The sequence below is a fragment of the Salinicoccus jeotgali genome, assembly GCF_055379195.1.
Window position 1 is genome coordinate 1049864 of sequence record NZ_AP043830.1, and the last position, 16205, is coordinate 1066068.

Annotated in this window: 15 protein-coding genes; 8 read left to right on the top strand and 7 right to left on the bottom strand. The window is 41.3% G+C overall.

All coding sequences use genetic code 11. The annotated features are described in order from the left end of the window. Positions 1-90: 90 nt before the first annotated feature. Both ACZ43I_RS05260 and ACZ43I_RS05265 read left to right on the top strand, forming a co-directional pair. Positions 91-2013, top strand: a complete 1923-nt coding sequence (locus ACZ43I_RS05260; protein WP_344700901.1) for a heavy metal translocating P-type ATPase — start codon at positions 91-93, stop codon at positions 2011-2013. A 99-nt stretch (positions 2014-2112) separates the two neighbouring features. Further along, complete coding sequence (locus ACZ43I_RS05265) at positions 2113-2346, top strand: heavy-metal-associated domain-containing protein (RefSeq protein ID WP_344700900.1); 234 nt, start codon at positions 2113-2115, stop codon at positions 2344-2346. Between the two features lie 258 nt (positions 2347-2604). On the opposite strand, the gene ACZ43I_RS05270 is transcribed toward ACZ43I_RS05265, so the two are convergent. Next, a complete protein-coding gene (locus ACZ43I_RS05270; RefSeq protein ID WP_344700899.1) occupies positions 2605-3081 on the bottom strand; it encodes a GNAT family N-acetyltransferase in 477 nt (158 codons plus the stop codon). Between the two features lie 101 nt (positions 3082-3182). Continuing rightward, complete coding sequence (locus ACZ43I_RS05275) at positions 3183-3890, bottom strand: alpha/beta fold hydrolase (protein ID WP_344700898.1); 708 nt, start codon at positions 3888-3890, stop codon at positions 3183-3185. Positions 3891-4206: 316 nt separating this feature from the next. On the opposite strand from ACZ43I_RS05275, the gene ACZ43I_RS05280 reads away from it, so the two are divergent. After that, positions 4207-4923 (top strand): DUF5694 domain-containing protein, encoded by a 717-nt coding sequence (locus tag ACZ43I_RS05280; RefSeq protein WP_344700897.1) that lies wholly within the window; start codon positions 4207-4209, stop codon positions 4921-4923. Between the two features lie 53 nt (positions 4924-4976). On the opposite strand, the gene ACZ43I_RS05285 is transcribed toward ACZ43I_RS05280, so the two are convergent. After that, positions 4977-5870, bottom strand: a complete 894-nt coding sequence (locus tag ACZ43I_RS05285) for a DMT family transporter (protein WP_344700896.1) — start codon at positions 5868-5870, stop codon at positions 4977-4979. A gap of 656 nt (positions 5871-6526) precedes the next feature. Here ACZ43I_RS05285 and ACZ43I_RS05290 point away from each other — a divergent pair. Then, positions 6527-7165, top strand: a complete 639-nt coding sequence (locus ACZ43I_RS05290) for a hypothetical protein (protein ID WP_464761748.1) — start codon at positions 6527-6529, stop codon at positions 7163-7165. Positions 7166-7293: 128 nt separating this feature from the next. On the opposite strand, the gene ACZ43I_RS05295 is transcribed toward ACZ43I_RS05290, so the two are convergent. Continuing rightward, positions 7294-8523, bottom strand: a complete 1230-nt coding sequence (locus ACZ43I_RS05295) for an IS110 family RNA-guided transposase (RefSeq protein ID WP_344703124.1) — start codon at positions 8521-8523, stop codon at positions 7294-7296. A 339-nt stretch (positions 8524-8862) separates the two neighbouring features. On the opposite strand from ACZ43I_RS05295, the gene ACZ43I_RS05300 reads away from it, so the two are divergent. Beyond that, a complete protein-coding gene (locus tag ACZ43I_RS05300; protein WP_464761759.1) occupies positions 8863-9336 on the top strand; it encodes an erythromycin esterase family protein in 474 nt (157 codons plus the stop codon). A gap of 71 nt (positions 9337-9407) precedes the next feature. Next, entirely contained in the window at positions 9408-9827 is a 420-nt protein-coding gene (locus ACZ43I_RS05305) for an amidohydrolase family protein (RefSeq protein ID WP_344700894.1), read from the top strand. A gap of 23 nt (positions 9828-9850) precedes the next feature. Here the strand turns inward: ACZ43I_RS05305 and istB are convergent, their stop codons facing one another. Next, complete coding sequence (gene istB / locus ACZ43I_RS05310; RefSeq protein WP_239416364.1) at positions 9851-10582, bottom strand: IS21-like element helper ATPase IstB; 732 nt, start codon at positions 10580-10582, stop codon at positions 9851-9853. Next, positions 10575-11810 carry an IS21 family transposase gene (gene istA / locus ACZ43I_RS05315; protein WP_344703131.1) on the bottom strand — a complete coding sequence of 412 codons (1236 nt, stop codon included), beginning with the start codon at positions 11808-11810 and terminating at the stop codon, positions 10575-10577. Before istA ends, istB begins: the two co-directional genes overlap by 8 nt. A gap of 146 nt (positions 11811-11956) precedes the next feature. Here istA and ACZ43I_RS05320 point away from each other — a divergent pair, with 146 nt between their 5' ends. Together ACZ43I_RS05320 and ACZ43I_RS05325 are read left to right on the top strand one after the other, a co-directional pair. Further along, the gene (locus ACZ43I_RS05320; protein WP_344703300.1) at positions 11957-12823 is read left to right on the top strand and encodes an amidohydrolase family protein; all 867 of its coding nucleotides are present in this window, start codon (positions 11957-11959) and stop codon (positions 12821-12823) included. Between the two features lie 189 nt (positions 12824-13012). Beyond that, positions 13013-14629 carry a MutS-related protein gene (locus ACZ43I_RS05325; protein WP_344703301.1) on the top strand — a complete coding sequence of 539 codons (1617 nt, stop codon included), beginning with the start codon at positions 13013-13015 and terminating at the stop codon, positions 14627-14629. Positions 14630-15088: 459 nt separating this feature from the next. On the opposite strand, the gene ACZ43I_RS05330 is transcribed toward ACZ43I_RS05325, so the two are convergent. Further along, on the bottom strand, positions 15089-16204 hold the full coding sequence (locus ACZ43I_RS05330; protein ID WP_344703303.1) for a 5,10-methylene-tetrahydrofolate dehydrogenase: 1116 nt from the start codon (positions 16202-16204) through the stop codon (positions 15089-15091). Between the last annotated feature and the right edge of the window lies 1 nt (position 16205).

Sequence of the window (16205 nt, forward strand, 5' to 3'; positions counted from 1 at the left end):
TTAAGTTAATTAGACATAGAGTGTCCTATATTGAAGATAGAAGGAATTAATCAAGTCTGCATACATAATTCAAACTCTGGAGGGAGTAACATGCAAAGGTATATTTTAGGTAAAAAGAATATGATTACAGTAATAAGCGGTTTTCTGATCATCTTAGGTTTCTTTGGACATTTTGCCTTGGACAATGCCACTCTGTTTAATGGGGCCCTCATCATCGCATCCATTCTCGGAATCGCCCCGATTGCCATTCAAGCCTATCAGGCGCTCAAAGTGAAAGTCGTCAGCATTGACGTGCTGGTGACCATTGCGGTAGTTGGGGCGGTCCTGATCCAAAACTATGAAGAGTCCGCCATCGTAACCTTCCTATTCCTATTCGGCGCCTATTTAGAACAGCGTTCTTTGAATAAGACGCGTTCTGCCATCAAGGAATTGACTGAAATAGCACCAGAGCGAGCATTAAAACAGGCAGCAGACGGGGAGTTCGAAGAAGTGGATATATTCGATGTCGATGAAGGTGACATCCTATTGGTCCGGACTGGATCGAGCATCCCTGTAGATGGCACCGTGCTGACCGGTGAAGGATACATCAATGAAGCGAGTATCACTGGAGAGTCGGTCCCGGTCACTAAAGGGGAGGGGTTGGATGTATTCGCAGGCACCATCCTAGAAAATGGGACGATTCAAATTCAAGCGGATCGTGTCGGGGAAGACACCACTTTTGGCCGCATCATCGAATTGGTCGAGGATGCGCAGGATTCCAAGTCAGAAGCAGAACGGTTTATCGATCGGTTTTCCAAATACTATACTCCAGCAGTGTTAATTATTGCGGTTGTAATCTGGCTCTTTACACAAAATATAGAAATGGCCATCACCGCTCTTGTTTTAGGATGTCCCGGCGCGTTAGTCATCGGCGTCCCGGTCTCCAATGTATCCGGAATCGGAAACGGTGCCCGCAACGGCGTACTTTTAAAGGGCAGTGAAGTCATCAATGATTTCAGCAGGGTAGACACAATTGTTTTCGATAAGACAGGTACCCTCACGGTAGGCAATCCTGAAGTGTCAGAGAAAGCGTTTTATGGCACAGAAGCCGAGAAAGATACGATTTTGAGCTACTTGGCCAGTGTCGAAAGGGAATCAGATCATCCATTGGCAAAAGCTGTGTTGGCAGATATCGGAAAAACGGAAGCATCTCCAGTAACCGGCACTGAAGTCGTAAAGGGCGAAGGTATTGTTGCCATGGTCAATGGGCACCGCGTGGCTGTCGGAAACGCTGCGTTGATGGAGAGAGAAGATGCTATATTGAGTCCACAAGCCAAGAAGGATATCACCCGTTTCGAAAAGAATGGGAACTCGCTGGTCCTGACTGCCATCGATGGTGAATTGAAAGTGCTCATAGGCATTCGAGATCAGGTCAGACCCGGCGTAAAACAAGAACTACAAAAACTGAAACGGCTCGGTGCAAAGAACTTGGTCGTCCTCTCAGGCGACAACCAGGGCACAGTGGACCTAGTAGCGGGCGAACTGGGTTTGACCGAAGCACACGGCAATATGCTGCCGGAAGATAAATCTGCCTATATAAAAGAGATGCAGAACGCCGGTCAGATTGTGGCATTTGTCGGAGACGGCATTAATGACAGCCCATCCTTGGCGCTTGCGGACATCGGCATTGCGATGGGCAGCGGGACAGACGTTGCGATTGAGACTTCGGACGTCGTCTTGATGAAATCAGATTTCAGCCATCTGGCCCATGCAATGGGGCTGACGCAGTCAATTGCGAGCAACATGAAGCAAAACATCGTCATTGCCGTCGGTGTTGTCCTCGTATTGTTTGCCGGGCTGCTGTTCAGTGACTGGATGAGCATGTCCATCGGAATGTTAGTACATGAACTCAGCGTTTTTGCAGTCATCTTGAATGGTGTCAGACTCCTCAGCTATCGTCTGAAGACACCATCTCCTCAATCGACAAGAAACGCAGAGGAGAAGCGATCTTCGCAATTAGATGCTCAACAATAGGAATGAAACTTGATATGGATCAATTTATTAATGAAGCAACCGGGTTATACTAAAGATAGAAATAAAGGAACACTTCAAATTTAAAAGGAGAGATTGGTTATGCAAAAAGCAGTTATTAATCTAGAAACGCTCACTTGTCCATCATGTATCCAGAAAATAGAAAATGCACTCAAAGGATTGAGCGGCGTTGAAAAGGACAGTGTCGAAGTCATGTTCAACTCAAGCAGAGTAAAGGCAGAGTTTAATTCCGAAGTGACGACAATTGAAGCAATTGAAAAAGCTATTGAAGATTTAGGCTATCCAGTTATTCGCTCGAGAGTTAAAGCAGCATAGGGGAGCGGAGAATACAGAAGGTATGAGATATTACCGACCTGCACCTCTGTCAGGCAGCAGATCGGTAAACTCAATTTGAGAGTGACTTGTATCATAAATTAAAATGAGCCAGCCGTCTTTTTAAAAAGATAGGCTGGTTTTTCGTGTTGTATGTGCAGAACATAGTTTAAGATAAATACGATTTATCTTTTTAAATAATTTCAAAAATAGAATGGTTTTAAGAGTTACTCTAATTTAAATAGATGAGAGCCTATAGATTCATTTGAATTTTTCAAGACGATAAAGACCTTCTTCATCCACTTCACCTAAACCATTTTTAAAATCATATCCCATATTTAAATAAAAGTTCAAAGCAGTTATGGAAGCAGGTATTTCAATACGATTTGCTCTTATGAAATATTCATCAGCTTCCAGGGTCTCCATAATTCTCTTCCCAACTCCTTTGCCTTGATAGTCAGGAGAAACAAAGATTGTAAACAAACTGCTTTCATTCTCACTTCCCCAATACGCACCTATAGAACCGACTCCAACAATCTTTTCTGTATTTTCATCTACAAAGACGTAACAGTTTGTGAATTGAGCTCTTTCAATAAAGAAGTTTTCATCCATTTGTCTTACTTGATCTTCAATATATTTTTGGGAGTAGTCTTTAATATTTGTTTGCTTTAACGTTTGCCTCACCAATTCTGAAATCTCCTTAGCATCTTCATTAACAAAACGCCTACATTGAATCATATGAATATCGCCTCTAATTTATTTTGATATCATTTAACAATAATCCAATCCCACTTTAAGATATAGCGGTTGAATATATCGAAACACTCTAAAATGAATTACTAGTCTTCATTATTTAATGCAAATCCATTAAGGAAAATTTCCAGAATCTCATTATAAATTTCTGGTCTATCCAAGTGTACTGTGTGACCAGCAAAAGGGATGACTGCGGTATGTATCTTGGGGTTCATTTCTGGATATTTGATAGCACCTATTGTTTCATTGACATTTTGTTCCCCGATAATAAAAAGGGTGGGGCAATGTATCATAGATAAATCTGAAGTGGTGTTGAAAGGATACCAATCGGGATCTTGTGTAATCTTTAGCAGTGCTTGCCAGTTACCCTTATGAATTGTGTCAAAATAGTTGAAAGTATCAGGATTTTTCAACACCTGTTCTATTTGCTCCGTTTCATTTTGATTTATTTTTTCCCAATCAGAAGGTTTTTCTGGCATGATGCCCGATAAAGTTAAACTGCTTACCATGTTGGAGTATTGTTTGGCAAATACGAGACCGACAAGCGCCCCTAATGAACATCCTACAATATGCGCTGAACGAAGATCCAATGCATCAAGCGTCTCTGCCAGATCACAGGCAGAGCGGTTAAAATAATCGGAAAAATCATCGGATATTGACTTTCCATGCCCCCGCAAATCGGGAAGTATCACTTGGTAATTTTGATTGAAGTACTCTCTTTGGAGGTCGAGTTCAGCCTTTCCGGTCTGCAATCCGGTATGTAGAAAAATAATAGGCTCTCCGGTACCTGTCACTTCTGTATTTAAGATTATAAGGATTCACACTCCCATATTAATATCTAAAAATTAAGATTTATCTGTTATACTCATACTATACCAAATAATTACAAATACAGGAATGATTAATCAGCGATAGGGGGCACATGGTAATTAAGCAAATGAACTAAGGAGGTTAGGAAAAAACTAGAATTATGAAACGCTTTGAGGGAATGGATTCTATTCTGAAGGGATGAAAGCCATTCATCAAGAGTAGGTGGGGTATCTTTCAACGGTTACAGAATGCATGTGTTACTGAGAGATACTTAAATTTAATATATATTGGAGTGTTTATATGAAACCACAAGTCCTTTTGGTCGGCACCTATCACTTTACTTCAAACCTCGATATGGTGGCCCACATCGACACATTTAATGAGGGAGAAGACCAGCATCAATTACAAGAACTGATAGATCTACTCGCTGACTTTAAACCGACCGCTTTAGCAGTAGAAATTACAAAAGATAAGCAAAAATTGTTGGACGATGAGTACCAAGCATATTTAAGTGATAAGTCCATACTCGAATCAAATGAAGTTCATCAAGTGATGTATCGGCTGGGTAAGCATCTGGATATGGATAGACTTAATGCAGTAGATTGGATGGATTCAGTCGGCAATAGAGGTATGGGAGATGTGATGGAGTGGGCGAAACTTCATCAACCCAATGTATATGATGAAGTCTATGGTATGTTCATGAAGAATAGCCAAGTTGAAAATAACAATACAATCATTGAGAACCTTAAAATCATCAACACAATAGAAAATACATGTGATAATCATCGTGCCTACATGAGGTTAGCCCAGATCGGTGAGGGGACAGATTATATAGGAATCGATTGGTTGCGATGGTGGTATCAACGGAATTTGATTATATATAAGAATATAATGGAACTTATTCAAGCCAAGCACGATAGAGTACTACTATACATCGGGGCAGCACACTTACATCTTCTAAAACAGTTTTTAACAGAATCCAGGCAGGTGGATGTGGTGGGATTTAATGAGGTCTAAGCATTTGAACGTTGATGTTAAAGCGACTTTCAGCTACTTTTATAAATTTTAATCTAATCGTAAGTATACATAATATTTCGCTCATATTGTTTGACGCTGAGCACTGTAATCGTCACCAGTATGATCCCCATACCAAATAATTGGATGAATCCAAGTTCGGCCCCCAGAATGAAGACACCAAACAGCGAAGCCGTCACCGGTTCCACCATGGCGACCATGGAAGCATTCGTCGGCGTCGTCTGACGGACGCCGATTACATAGATGATAAATGACAGACCGGCACCCACCACACCAAGCAACAGAAACCACCATATGTCATCAGAGGTCAATACATTCAAAGTCTCAGTTATATCTATGAACCCCAAAAGAATGAGGCAGAATGCTAAAAAGGCGACGGTCAATACTGTCTGTGGACCTCCGATGGCTGAGGCGTTTTTGAAGCCGAAGATGAATAGGGCATATGACAATCCGGCAATCAGTCCCGCCACCACACCGAATATGCCAGTTGAAATGGAAGCCGGGTCATAAGCACCGGTAAGCAGGACAATGCCGACGACAACGGAGAAGACGCAAATCCACTTGAACCACGTTGACTGTTCCATACCGAAGAGGAATGAAATAAACAGGACGAATATCGGTGCCGTGTACATCAAAGTTGCCGCCACAGCGACGCTCGAATCTTGGATGGTCAGGAAGTAGAAGGTGAAGTTTCCCGCTACCCCGATACCTCCGAGCACCGACCAGAGATGAAAACCCAACGAGGTGATCCAGTTTTGCCGGAAGCGGGTTATGAACCATACAAAGAAGAATATGAACCCGACAACCCCTCGATAAAAAGAGATGATCAGGGGGTCCCACCCTTTTTCCATGAGTATATCCGCAATGCCACCGCTGATCCCCCAAAATACGGCAGCCAACATGACAAGCGCAATGCCGGTGTATTTCATGGTTACGTCCTCCCCAGATTCAGCCTGATATAGAGCAGCCTGATAGAGCAATCTATACATACACTTTCAGATACATAAAAAAATTTCTCGGATCATCTGTTTCCGGAGCTTTATCCTCAGTTATTCCCAAAGGAAGCTTCCATCACACGTGTTCTTTAAATTTTACAATCGATTTAATAAGAAACTTTTCTGTAAGTTTAAAATTTATAGCCGTTCAGAAAAAAAGGCGATATCCTTAATGACTATGCTTTAAAATGTTATCTCCCAGATAACAATAAGAATAAGATGTGGCAGGCTGATTATTTTTAGCATAAAGTACTATAAATTCATTTTTAGAAGAGGAAGCTAGTCATGAAGAAAGCTATACTGATTGCTGTACTTATGGTTTCCGTTTTTCTTACTGTGTGTAGTTCCGAAGGGGACTCCAAAGAGGATTGAAAAAAGCGGTGAAGCGGAAACCATTATAATAAGTAATTTATGAATTTTCTCAATATCAAAAATTAATATTTAACTATTTAAAACATTTGGTATTCTTATCTTTTACCAAATAATTACATATACCGAAATCAACCAAGACTTAATAGTCGAACGCAGTGCCTGGTTGGTGTGGCATTCTTGTAAAGTGGCTGTACATAAGAGAAGGAGTAATCATTAAAATGAAACTTAGACAATGTAGATTAATCACTATTTCACTTTTACTGCTCATTCTGCTATCTGGGTGTCGCGGAGCAACTGAGCCTACTAAAGATTACTATGACTTGGAGTCGGACATTGAGTCGATTGGTGATATCCTCGGAAAACAGGATATTGTCATACTGGGAGAGAGTACGCATTGGTCAACTGAAATCGCGAAGCAAAAAACTGATCTCATCGATTACTTGGCTAAAGAGCACGGGTTCAACAAGTTATTTCTGGAGACAAACGACTCAAAGTTTAATTATTACCAAGAAAAAGGGTTGCCAATGACAGACGGGGTGGCTGCCCAATATCAACATGAAATATTTAATAAATACTTGGATGGCAGCAATAAAAGCATTCAAGTGTTGCCGATGGATTGGGCGTCTGGATATGCAGGTAAACGTGCCAGTTCCGTCTCAATTTTAGAAGAGAACATCGTTGATGAAATTTCTGAATACAATCTTGGGCTTGCAGAAGAATTTAAGCGCTCGGAGTTCGCCTTACGGGACTGGTTTTCTAAAGGGTTATTAAAAGGAAAAAAAGTAGGGTATTTCAAGCGCTCTACCAATGTATATGAAGCTATCAGAAGCCAGGTTTTTCTTACGATTAGTCAATAGATTACAAGCATATATTCCATATTTTTCATCCCTATCCAGCGGGGCGCCCCGCTGGATAGGGATGTCGGCATGCCAAATAGGCCCTGCTTTTTCAGTTTTTTCGGAGCAGGGGCTGTGGTATACTTGAGTTACGAATTGACGCAGTGGTGGGTGGCCACAGCGTAATCATATCGCTGTCCAACGGTGACAAGATGGAAGAGGCACTTCAAAAACTTGTTCACACAGGCGATGCAGGCAACCTTATGGTGTTTACCATGGGGTTGCTTTTTTAGTTTCCGATAGTAGTCCACCAGATGGTTATCCGCGTGCCTCTGGTTCCGGATCATATTCTCGATCATGTAGTACAGGATTTTCCTTAGATGCTTATTGCCGCGCCGATTGATCTTATCCTTGTACAGAAGGGTGCCGGATTGATGGCGGCGGATGTCGATGCCGGTATAGGCATTCAGCTGATTGGCCGTGTCGAACCGGCGGATGTCTCCGGCTTCAGCGATGATACGGACCGCTGTAATGTCTGCAATCCCTGGAAAGCTCTTCAGGATATGGTATTCCGCCTGTTCCTGAGACATGGCGACCATTTGCTGGATGAGCCGGTGCTTCAGCTCCAGCAGGGTCTGACAGCGTGCAGCATAGTTTCTGAGCTGTTCAATTCGGACGTCATCTGTAGACAGTGCCGGATAGGCATCTGCGGCCGCCGACATCAGCTGATCGGCTTTCTCTTCTGCGCGTTTTCGGGACTGGCGCTTCCCGGTGCTGCCGAGGATCATATTCTTCACTTTCGTTCTGGACAGCACAGTCACCCGATCCGGATGCGGAAACAGTTGGAGGATGGAAAGATACAGGTCGGAAGTTCGGGTAAAGAGCTGCTCCAGTTCCGGGAAGGTCATCTGAACCAGGGCATGGATCCGGGTTCTCAGTCGGACAATCTCCTGCTCCAATTCAGCGTAGTGGCGGGAGAGGCTGCGCATTTCTTCGTAATACCCTTCTTGAACCTGCTTGTTGCGGGGCGGATGGGTAAAACAGGCCTGGGCGAGTTTATGGGCATCACTCCGGTCCGTCTTGTGCATCCGCATGGACAGGCTCTGCATCTTGGCCGCCAGTGGATTGAGCAGCGCATACTCGAACCCGCATGCCTGCATGAAGCGTTCCAATGCCTTTGAGTAGACCCCTGTGGCTTCAAATACAATATCAGGCAGGACGCCATCCTGTTTCCGTTGCGTCTCAATCTGGATCCGGACATTATCAAAAGCCGATCTGGTATGCGTGATATCCCCTTCAAATATACAGTGCTGCCAAGCATCATAGACGACCATGTAGCTGTGTCCCATACTGACATCAAATGCGATGACACTTTTCATTTGGTTCTCCTCCTTTGTTTTAAGCAGAAGTGACCACGTATCCTCATCGATTCCCTTTTCTCATACTCGATCTCGAAGATCCCACATACTGAACCTGATTCAGATAAGGATAGTGGAGCTGGCCCGTTTTTATTCCGGATTCTAAATCCTAAAACCTCGTCGACCTGATCTCCACTCCTACTATATGAAAATAGTACCACAGGACCTGGCCGGGTCCTGTGGTACTAATCTTAGTATGTTTTTATTAAATTAACTCCGGAAACACAAAACTATATCATTTCAAGACAGAGAAATATTGATAAGTACTATTCAAAGATTAGTTTTGAAGATGGAGTCGCTATATACTACGACTATCGAGAGATTGGGATGGCAGAGAAGGTATTAGAACAAATGACTAAAGACGATAAAGCCATTGTATGGGTAGCGAATGGGCATTCTAATTATGATGTGACGTCCATAGAATATACTAATGAATTATTCGTCGAGCAAAAGAGAAGCGAGCGTGTAGAGTCTCTCGGAGCGTTGCTTCGAGAGAGTGACTACAGTGTGTATAATGTAGGTTTATTCCACAATGAGGCAGACAGTTATGCACTCGTTTCTGAGGACTATGTCACACCAAGAAAAGAGAAAGATGAGGCATTAGAAGGTTATATCGGGAACCGGGTTCAAAGCGACGTCTTTATTGATTTTGCCAGCAGTGACTTTATCGAAGAAAATCAATATACAGTTTTTTGGGAAGGGTTTTTTGACTCCAAAATGGTACCTCAAGAGCAATTTGATGGACTGATTTATATCGATCATATAAATAAATAAGATAATTGAGCATGTATAAACATCAAACACATTCATTGAAACTAATAATAAATAGGGAATTGATTCAACTTATGAAACTAAATAATGTAACATTTTTGAATAGCGATATGAAATTTGAAACAGGTGAGTTTTTAATAAAAGATAATAAAATAGTTTTTGATTTAAATGTTGAAGATGAAGAGGATACAATAGATTGCAAAGATTATTTCGTAATCCCGGGACTTATAAATGCTCATTTTCACAGCTACTCACCTTTAGCTAAAGGATTGATGCAGGAAATGGCGCTTCAAGATTGGGGCAATACATCAGAGCAAGGGAAAATACAACAACTACTATTCGATTACTTAGAAAATGAGATTTCAGAAAAAGAGTTTGGGTACATTGCTCAAAAGAGCTATATTGATATGGTCAAAAATGGAGTGACCTTTATAAGTTGTCAAGGGCAACTTAAAATTGTAGGTTTTCGGCAATCTAAAAATGTAGGTTTTTGACAATGTAATTTGTGGAGGAAAGCCTAAGTGTGTTTCATCCGGTATGACTTACCTTTAATTTTATAAATCTTTACATGGTGGACCATGCGGTCCAGTATCGCTGCGGCCGTTTCCGGACTTTTGAATAGTTCACCCCATCCAGAGAGTGCGATATTGGTGGTGAATATCGTTGAATGGGTTTCATAGCGCATGTTCAATAACTGGAAGATCAAGTCGGCTTCATGCTTCTGAATGGGGAGGTAGCCGATTTCATCAATAATCAACAGCTCGTATCTGGCATACCGTCTGAGCACACGCTCAACGGTCCCTTTTTCATAAGCGGCCCGAAGTCGGATCAACAACTCATGGCAGTTGATGAACAGCGTGCGTTTCTCCTGACGGCAGGCTTCGACCCCCAGAGCAATCGCCAGGTGGGTTTTACCGACACCAGGGCTGCCGATGAAGACAATGTTCTCTTTAGATTCCATGAACCCCAGATGTTTCAATTCAAGGACGGCCGTGCGGTTCAGGCTGGGTTGAAAATCAAAATCGAACGTATCGAATGTCTTCACTTTAGGAAAGCGTGCGCGGTGAATCGCACGCGCCATCTTCTTTTCTTTTTGAAACTTCATTTCTTTGTCTGTGATTTCCAGAAACGCACTCGTCAGCGACATGTCTTCTGTATGAACCTTATCCAACAACACCGGATAATATTCACGCATATTATTTAAACCGAGGGCTTCAAAATTGGACAGAAGCGTTTGATAATCACTCATGGACACCATCTCCCACCGCATCATATAACTGCAGGGATTCATGGATATACGCATGGATATCATCGTCCGGCCGACCAGCCAGCAGATCCGACTTCAATATGTTGAACATATCTGCCTGATTATAATTGAATCTTTGGGTGGTTAACGGGTGTGAACGCACCGTTTCTCCGTTATAATAAATGTGTATGTTGTCCTCAGTATCCGACAGTTCAATCTCAACCGTCTTTCCAATATACTGGGGATCTACAGAGTACTTACATTTACGGAACTGAACCATCGCCTCTTTAGAGACCACTCTCGTCAATTGGTCTTCAAAGTACGGCTTCAACAGGTCTTCAGGGAGTGGATGTAGGTGCTCTTTTTCTTTATCCAGCCACAGTGCGTCGGGGATGGCGTCGGTCGCCTGGGAGACTTCCGTATTGAGTTCATGACACAAATCATGGACGATATGGATCAAATCCACACTGTCATCGAACTCATGGTTATAGACCCGCAACCGGTCCATCGTCCGTGCCAGTGCCTCGACCATCCCTTTGGTCTGGGGACGGTATGGCCGGCAGGCAATGGGCTGAAAGGCGGCATCCTTACTAAATGCGTAGAACCGTTGATTAAACACGACCTTATTATATTGGGTGCTGGATTGATCCACCACAGTCCGCATATTATCAAACCAGATCTCCCCCGGTACGCCGCCAGTGTGGTGAAAGGCATCGTCCAGACATTCAAACAAGGTGTCCTGATGGCGATCAAAGGTCAATGTGATGTATTTCTTGCGGGAAAACGACAGGACGTATAAGAATATGTTGAAACGGAAGATCTCGCCGTGCCGGCTGATTAAAGTCATGTCTTCTTTCCAGTCCACTTGCCCGGCTAAACCGGGGGTGTGGGTCACGCGCATGGTTGCCTGCTTCTGACGGGTTTTCCTCTCTTTTCGACAGTACTGCTTCACCAGACTGTAACTCCCGTCATATCCCTTTTTTTCAATGAATTTAAATATACTATACGCGCTGCACTGGATTTCCAGTTTGTCATGGATGATTGGTTTAAATTCATCCAGCTTACTTTTTCTCTTCACCCGTTTTTTCTTCTCTGGGTACTGTGTCTCTGCTTCATAGGCCGCTTTCACCGTCCGGTAATCGCAGCCATACTGCCGGGCCAATGCGGCAAAGTTGGGTTTGATACCATCGTTCATAAATTTCCTGACTCCTTCGCGTACGTCTTTTCTCATGAATATCCTCCTTCGATGTCATAAGAAAAGCATACAAAAAAATGTAGGTAAACCAACAATTTTCAATTGCCGATTTCCTACATTTTAATACTGCCATTTACATAAGTGACTCAGACCCACAATCCCCCCAGCAACTAAGTGATGTAATGAATGAGATAGGCATACGAGGGATGATTGATACGTATGAAGAAATTGGAGATTATTATAATAAGTCACAGGGGAACATTCTATTTGGAACCCATTTATTAGAAGAAGAAGACATGACTGAAGATGAATTGTTTAATTTGAAAAAGGTAAAAGATAAATATAATACTATTATGATGACGCACTGTTTAGAGAATGAGTGGAGATCTAATATAGTTAAATCCAAATTTGGTAAATCAAGCATCGAACTTTACAGTGAAAGGAATTTACTTGATGATAAAACAATTCTTTTTCATGGCGTTTATATGTCAGAAGAGGATATCGAGTTGGTAGCAAAACATAAAAGCTCTGTTGTTCATTGTCCTCTTTCAAATTTGGATACTGGCGCGGGAGTTGCAGATGTTAATGCCATGCTAGAGAATGGTGTGAATGTTTGCTTAGGTACTGATTACGCTCATACTAATGTATGGGAGTTAATGAGGTTGGCATATTACTTACTGAAAATAAATAATCATGTTGATAAATATAGCGTTGAAGAGATTTTTAGAATGATGACTATTAATGGTGCAAAAGCATATAAATTACAAAATGACATAGGAAAAATTAAAGATGGTTATAAAGCTGATTTAGTTTTTATTAAAAAAGATGATGTAGATCTAGAACCACTGCTGAATAGAGAAAGCTTTTCCACCTATCTCTATAATTTATTATTTTACAATAAAGCCGATTCAATTCATCACGTGATGATTGATGGAAAGTGGATTATGAAGGACAGAAAATTGGAAACATTGGATGAAAAAAAAGTTGTGAGTAGATATAATCAAATTGCAGAGGGATTTTTAAATTATTTAAAAGAGCATAATTATTGAACTAGCGAATTGCACTATTTGTATCTATTCAAAGTTGGCAGATTGCTTTTGTTTTCTAGAAACTCTTCCTCAATACCATTGATATATTATTATATTCAGTAATAACAGTGTCGTATAATATGACGCTATATTGTATACTCCGTAAGAGGAAGTGTTGAAATGTCGTCATTATATTTCTACGTGGGTGTCGTGTTAATCATTATCATTGTCACGATAATTATATCCATAACTGAAAACAGAAAAAAACGAGTCATAGTTAAACAACTTTGGGAACAAAACGCCAAGTGGTTGGAATATAATGAGACGTTCATTAATTTTGATCATTTCTATCGAAATCTAATTGCAGATGGCAATGTCAGTCGGGAGTTTGAAGTCGATGATGTGACGTGGCATGACTTGGATATGGATTCACTTTTTAAAGAAATCAATCATACGTTCACCACGGTGGGGGAAGAACGTCTCTATGCGGCATTGCGAAATGTGGGGGCCTGCGAGGATGTTGACGAAAATTTCATTGCGAGGCTGAACACCGATCAACCTTGGCGGGAAAAAATCACATGGATTCTGTCGAAGTTATCCAAACAGCCAAACTCAGACACTTCAAAGTACTTCACACACTATACGCCATCGGGCTCAGTACGTTATCAACCTCTATACGCATTTCTAAGTGTGCTGCCTGTAGTCGGCATAGGGATGCTGCTCATTAACTTCCTTTTAGGGATTTTAGTTATAATCGGTGCATTATTATTGAACATGGTGATTTCATACCAGCATAAATCGAAGTATGAAAATGAATACTCAGATTTATTCTATGGTTTAAATATTATAAGTGTGGCGACTCAACTTAAACCGCATTTTCACGATATGCTGAATACTTCCGTCAACATTGAAGATGGGGTCAAGCATTTACAGTTGTTCAGTACGTTATTGATTAATGAAGAGGCCGATCAGAATAATATACTTCTTCAATTATTGACTGGTGTTAAACATGCATTTATTCTGGATTACCATGTTTGTCATTATATTATTAATACTCTTGTTAAAAATAAGGATACATATGAAAAGTGCTGGCATCTGGTTTCTACAGCTGACTTGAACTATTCCGTGGCAATGTGGCGAAGGCAGTTGCCTTATTATGTTACCCCGAATGCAGTGCAAGATGAAAGTATGGTAATACATGACGTATATCATCCATTGATTACTGAACCTATCAGCAATTCAATTGATTTGAGACAAAACATCCTGCTCACCGGATCGAATGCCTCCGGCAAATCCACTTTTATGAAATCATTGGCTGTGAATGTCATTCTGAGTAATGGCATCAATACCTCAACCAGTGGCTACTTTAAATATGTGCCTGGTAGAGTGTTGTCTTCAATGGATATTTCAGACAGTATCTCGGAAGGGGATAGTTATTTTATCAGTGAAATCAAATCATTGAAAAGGATAATCGAAGCCCTAAATGGCAGTAATGCTCATTTCTATTGTTTCATTGATGAGATATTTAAAGGGACGAATACGAAAGAACGTTTGGCAGCAGCAGAAGTGCTGCTGAGATTTTTGAGTACGCATAGGAGAATTTCTTTGGTGGCAGCCACTCATGATATAGAATTGACAGAGACACTATGTGATGAAATGGTGATGTACCACTTTTCTGAAGTGCTTGAAGGCGATGATATATTCTTTGACTATCAAATTAAAAAAGGGCCAGCCCAAACATCCAATGCGCTAGAGCTACTTAGAATATTTAACTTCCCAAAATCGATTTATAAGGACTCTAAACAAATTCTAGAAGAATATTATTAAAATACAGTTTTTTTCAGGTCATACGCTTCAAAAACCGCCCGAACAACACAATCCCCCCTAAACCATATTTCAGGTTAGGGGGATTGCTTAATTTTAAGGCGCCTAAGTGTAATGTAGGTAGCATTAGCTTATTAAAAACATATCAGAATTAACTCTACTTTGGCCATGCTAGATAAATAGCAAATATAATAAAGATGATTCCGAACACTAATGAAATCTTATATAGTGAATTATGTGTTCTACGAGAAATACCTAGGACAGTCAAGTAAGCGCCGAGTATGAATGACAAAATCATTATATAGAATCCCATTTTTTCATTCCTTTTCAAGATTTTTAAGAATTCGTGATGTCAGCTTTCATTTAAGTTTAAATTGCTGAATGACAGGTGTGATGAGTCCTTTAAATGTAATAACATTAGCTAGCTAGAGGCTAGAGAGTGCGACATAATATATTGACCGATCATTCCTCACTGGCTTCTTGTGAACGCAGGCGATGTCGATAGCCATATGTGCTTTCCTTCATTACATTCTCGTCCTGAACACCCGCTCCGATTGCAGCTACAACTGTTGAAAGTGATGTGGCGAACCATGCTAGCTTAAGGTAAAAGCGGATGTCTATCTGTTCTAATCCAATATTCCTTATTATAAAGTCAGGTGGTAGCAGCACAAGGGAACCGGTCAGGAACATCAGATACAACACAGTGAAATAAAACACCAATGATATAACCAGCGTTACGACTGTCGCACCGTTATATAACTTCAAAAATCTTTTATCCTCACCTTCTTCCAGCCTTTCCCATAGACCATGGGAGATAATGATCCACACTAGCATACTGGTTAAAGCGAATATTGAAACAGCAATCATCCTCCAGATAGAGAACAAATCGCTTAGGCTCCACATGGTAGAAAAGATCATACTGAAGGAACCTGTCGCAAAAGCAAGTGCTACTACTGAGCTCAAAACCCGCATCATGTTTAAAGGATTATTCGCCCAAGCCATTCCACTGATCAGTCGGAAATATCCCCGCAAATTATTCTTCATTTGATATATTGAATGCTCGGAATCGGTGGCATCGTTATGACTTTTCTCATAATAAAGTGTATTGAATTTAAAATATCGGTTGAATATCCTTTTCAAATTCCTACGATTCTCTTCATTTGATTCGGTGGATTCCTTGTCATTTTTTGCCTGGACCGAAGTGATCAGGGTCACGATGGTCTCGAGAACACTCTGTTTGTTAGGAGGCCAACCGTAGGCGGGCAATGACACCAATCCAACCTCAGTGGCTTCATTTATATCTATGCCGATAATATTCTCGTTATGGTATAACGGGAGATCTGTGATGAAAATAGTATAATCCCAATCCCTATCTTGGTAATATTGATCTGTTTTCTGAAACAACTCCTTCGTCAGCTCTGCATAACTCGTAAGTGGGTCTACATGGACGCCAACTTCCCATTCATGTTCTTCTTCAAATTCCTCGGAAAGCACCTCCGGTAATTCTTCCTTTATTTTTCTTGCAAGTTCATCTGGCGCACCAGGCGCTGCGACGATGCCAACATATCTCTTGCTCATA

Bases quoted from the DNA above. Each gene is read 5' to 3' on its own strand.
- ACZ43I_RS05305 (WP_344700894.1), top strand. From the start codon at position 9,408: ATGAAACTAAATAATGTAACATTTTTGAATAGCGATATGAAATTTGAA.
- istB (WP_239416364.1), bottom strand. From the start codon at position 10,582: ATGAGTGATTATCAAACGCTTCTGTCCAATTTTGAAGCCCTCGGTTTA.
- istA (WP_344703131.1), bottom strand. From the start codon at position 11,810: ATGAGAAAAGACGTACGCGAAGGAGTCAGGAAATTTATGAACGATGGT.
- ACZ43I_RS05290 (WP_464761748.1), top strand. From the start codon at position 6,527: ATGAAACTTAGACAATGTAGATTAATCACTATTTCACTTTTACTGCTC.
- ACZ43I_RS05320 (WP_344703300.1), top strand. From the start codon at position 11,957: ATGAATGAGATAGGCATACGAGGGATGATTGATACGTATGAAGAAATT.
- ACZ43I_RS05265 (WP_344700900.1), top strand. From the start codon at position 2,113: ATGCAAAAAGCAGTTATTAATCTAGAAACGCTCACTTGTCCATCATGT.
- ACZ43I_RS05295 (WP_344703124.1), bottom strand. From the start codon at position 8,523: ATGAAAAGTGTCATCGCATTTGATGTCAGTATGGGACACAGCTACATG.
- ACZ43I_RS05270 (WP_344700899.1), bottom strand. From the start codon at position 3,081: ATGATTCAATGTAGGCGTTTTGTTAATGAAGATGCTAAGGAGATTTCA.
- ACZ43I_RS05280 (WP_344700897.1), top strand. From the start codon at position 4,207: ATGAAACCACAAGTCCTTTTGGTCGGCACCTATCACTTTACTTCAAAC.
- ACZ43I_RS05260 (WP_344700901.1), top strand. From the start codon at position 91: ATGCAAAGGTATATTTTAGGTAAAAAGAATATGATTACAGTAATAAGC.
- ACZ43I_RS05285 (WP_344700896.1), bottom strand. From the start codon at position 5,870: ATGAAATACACCGGCATTGCGCTTGTCATGTTGGCTGCCGTATTTTGG.
- ACZ43I_RS05330 (WP_344703303.1), bottom strand. From the start codon at position 16,204: ATGAGCAAGAGATATGTTGGCATCGTCGCAGCGCCTGGTGCGCCAGAT.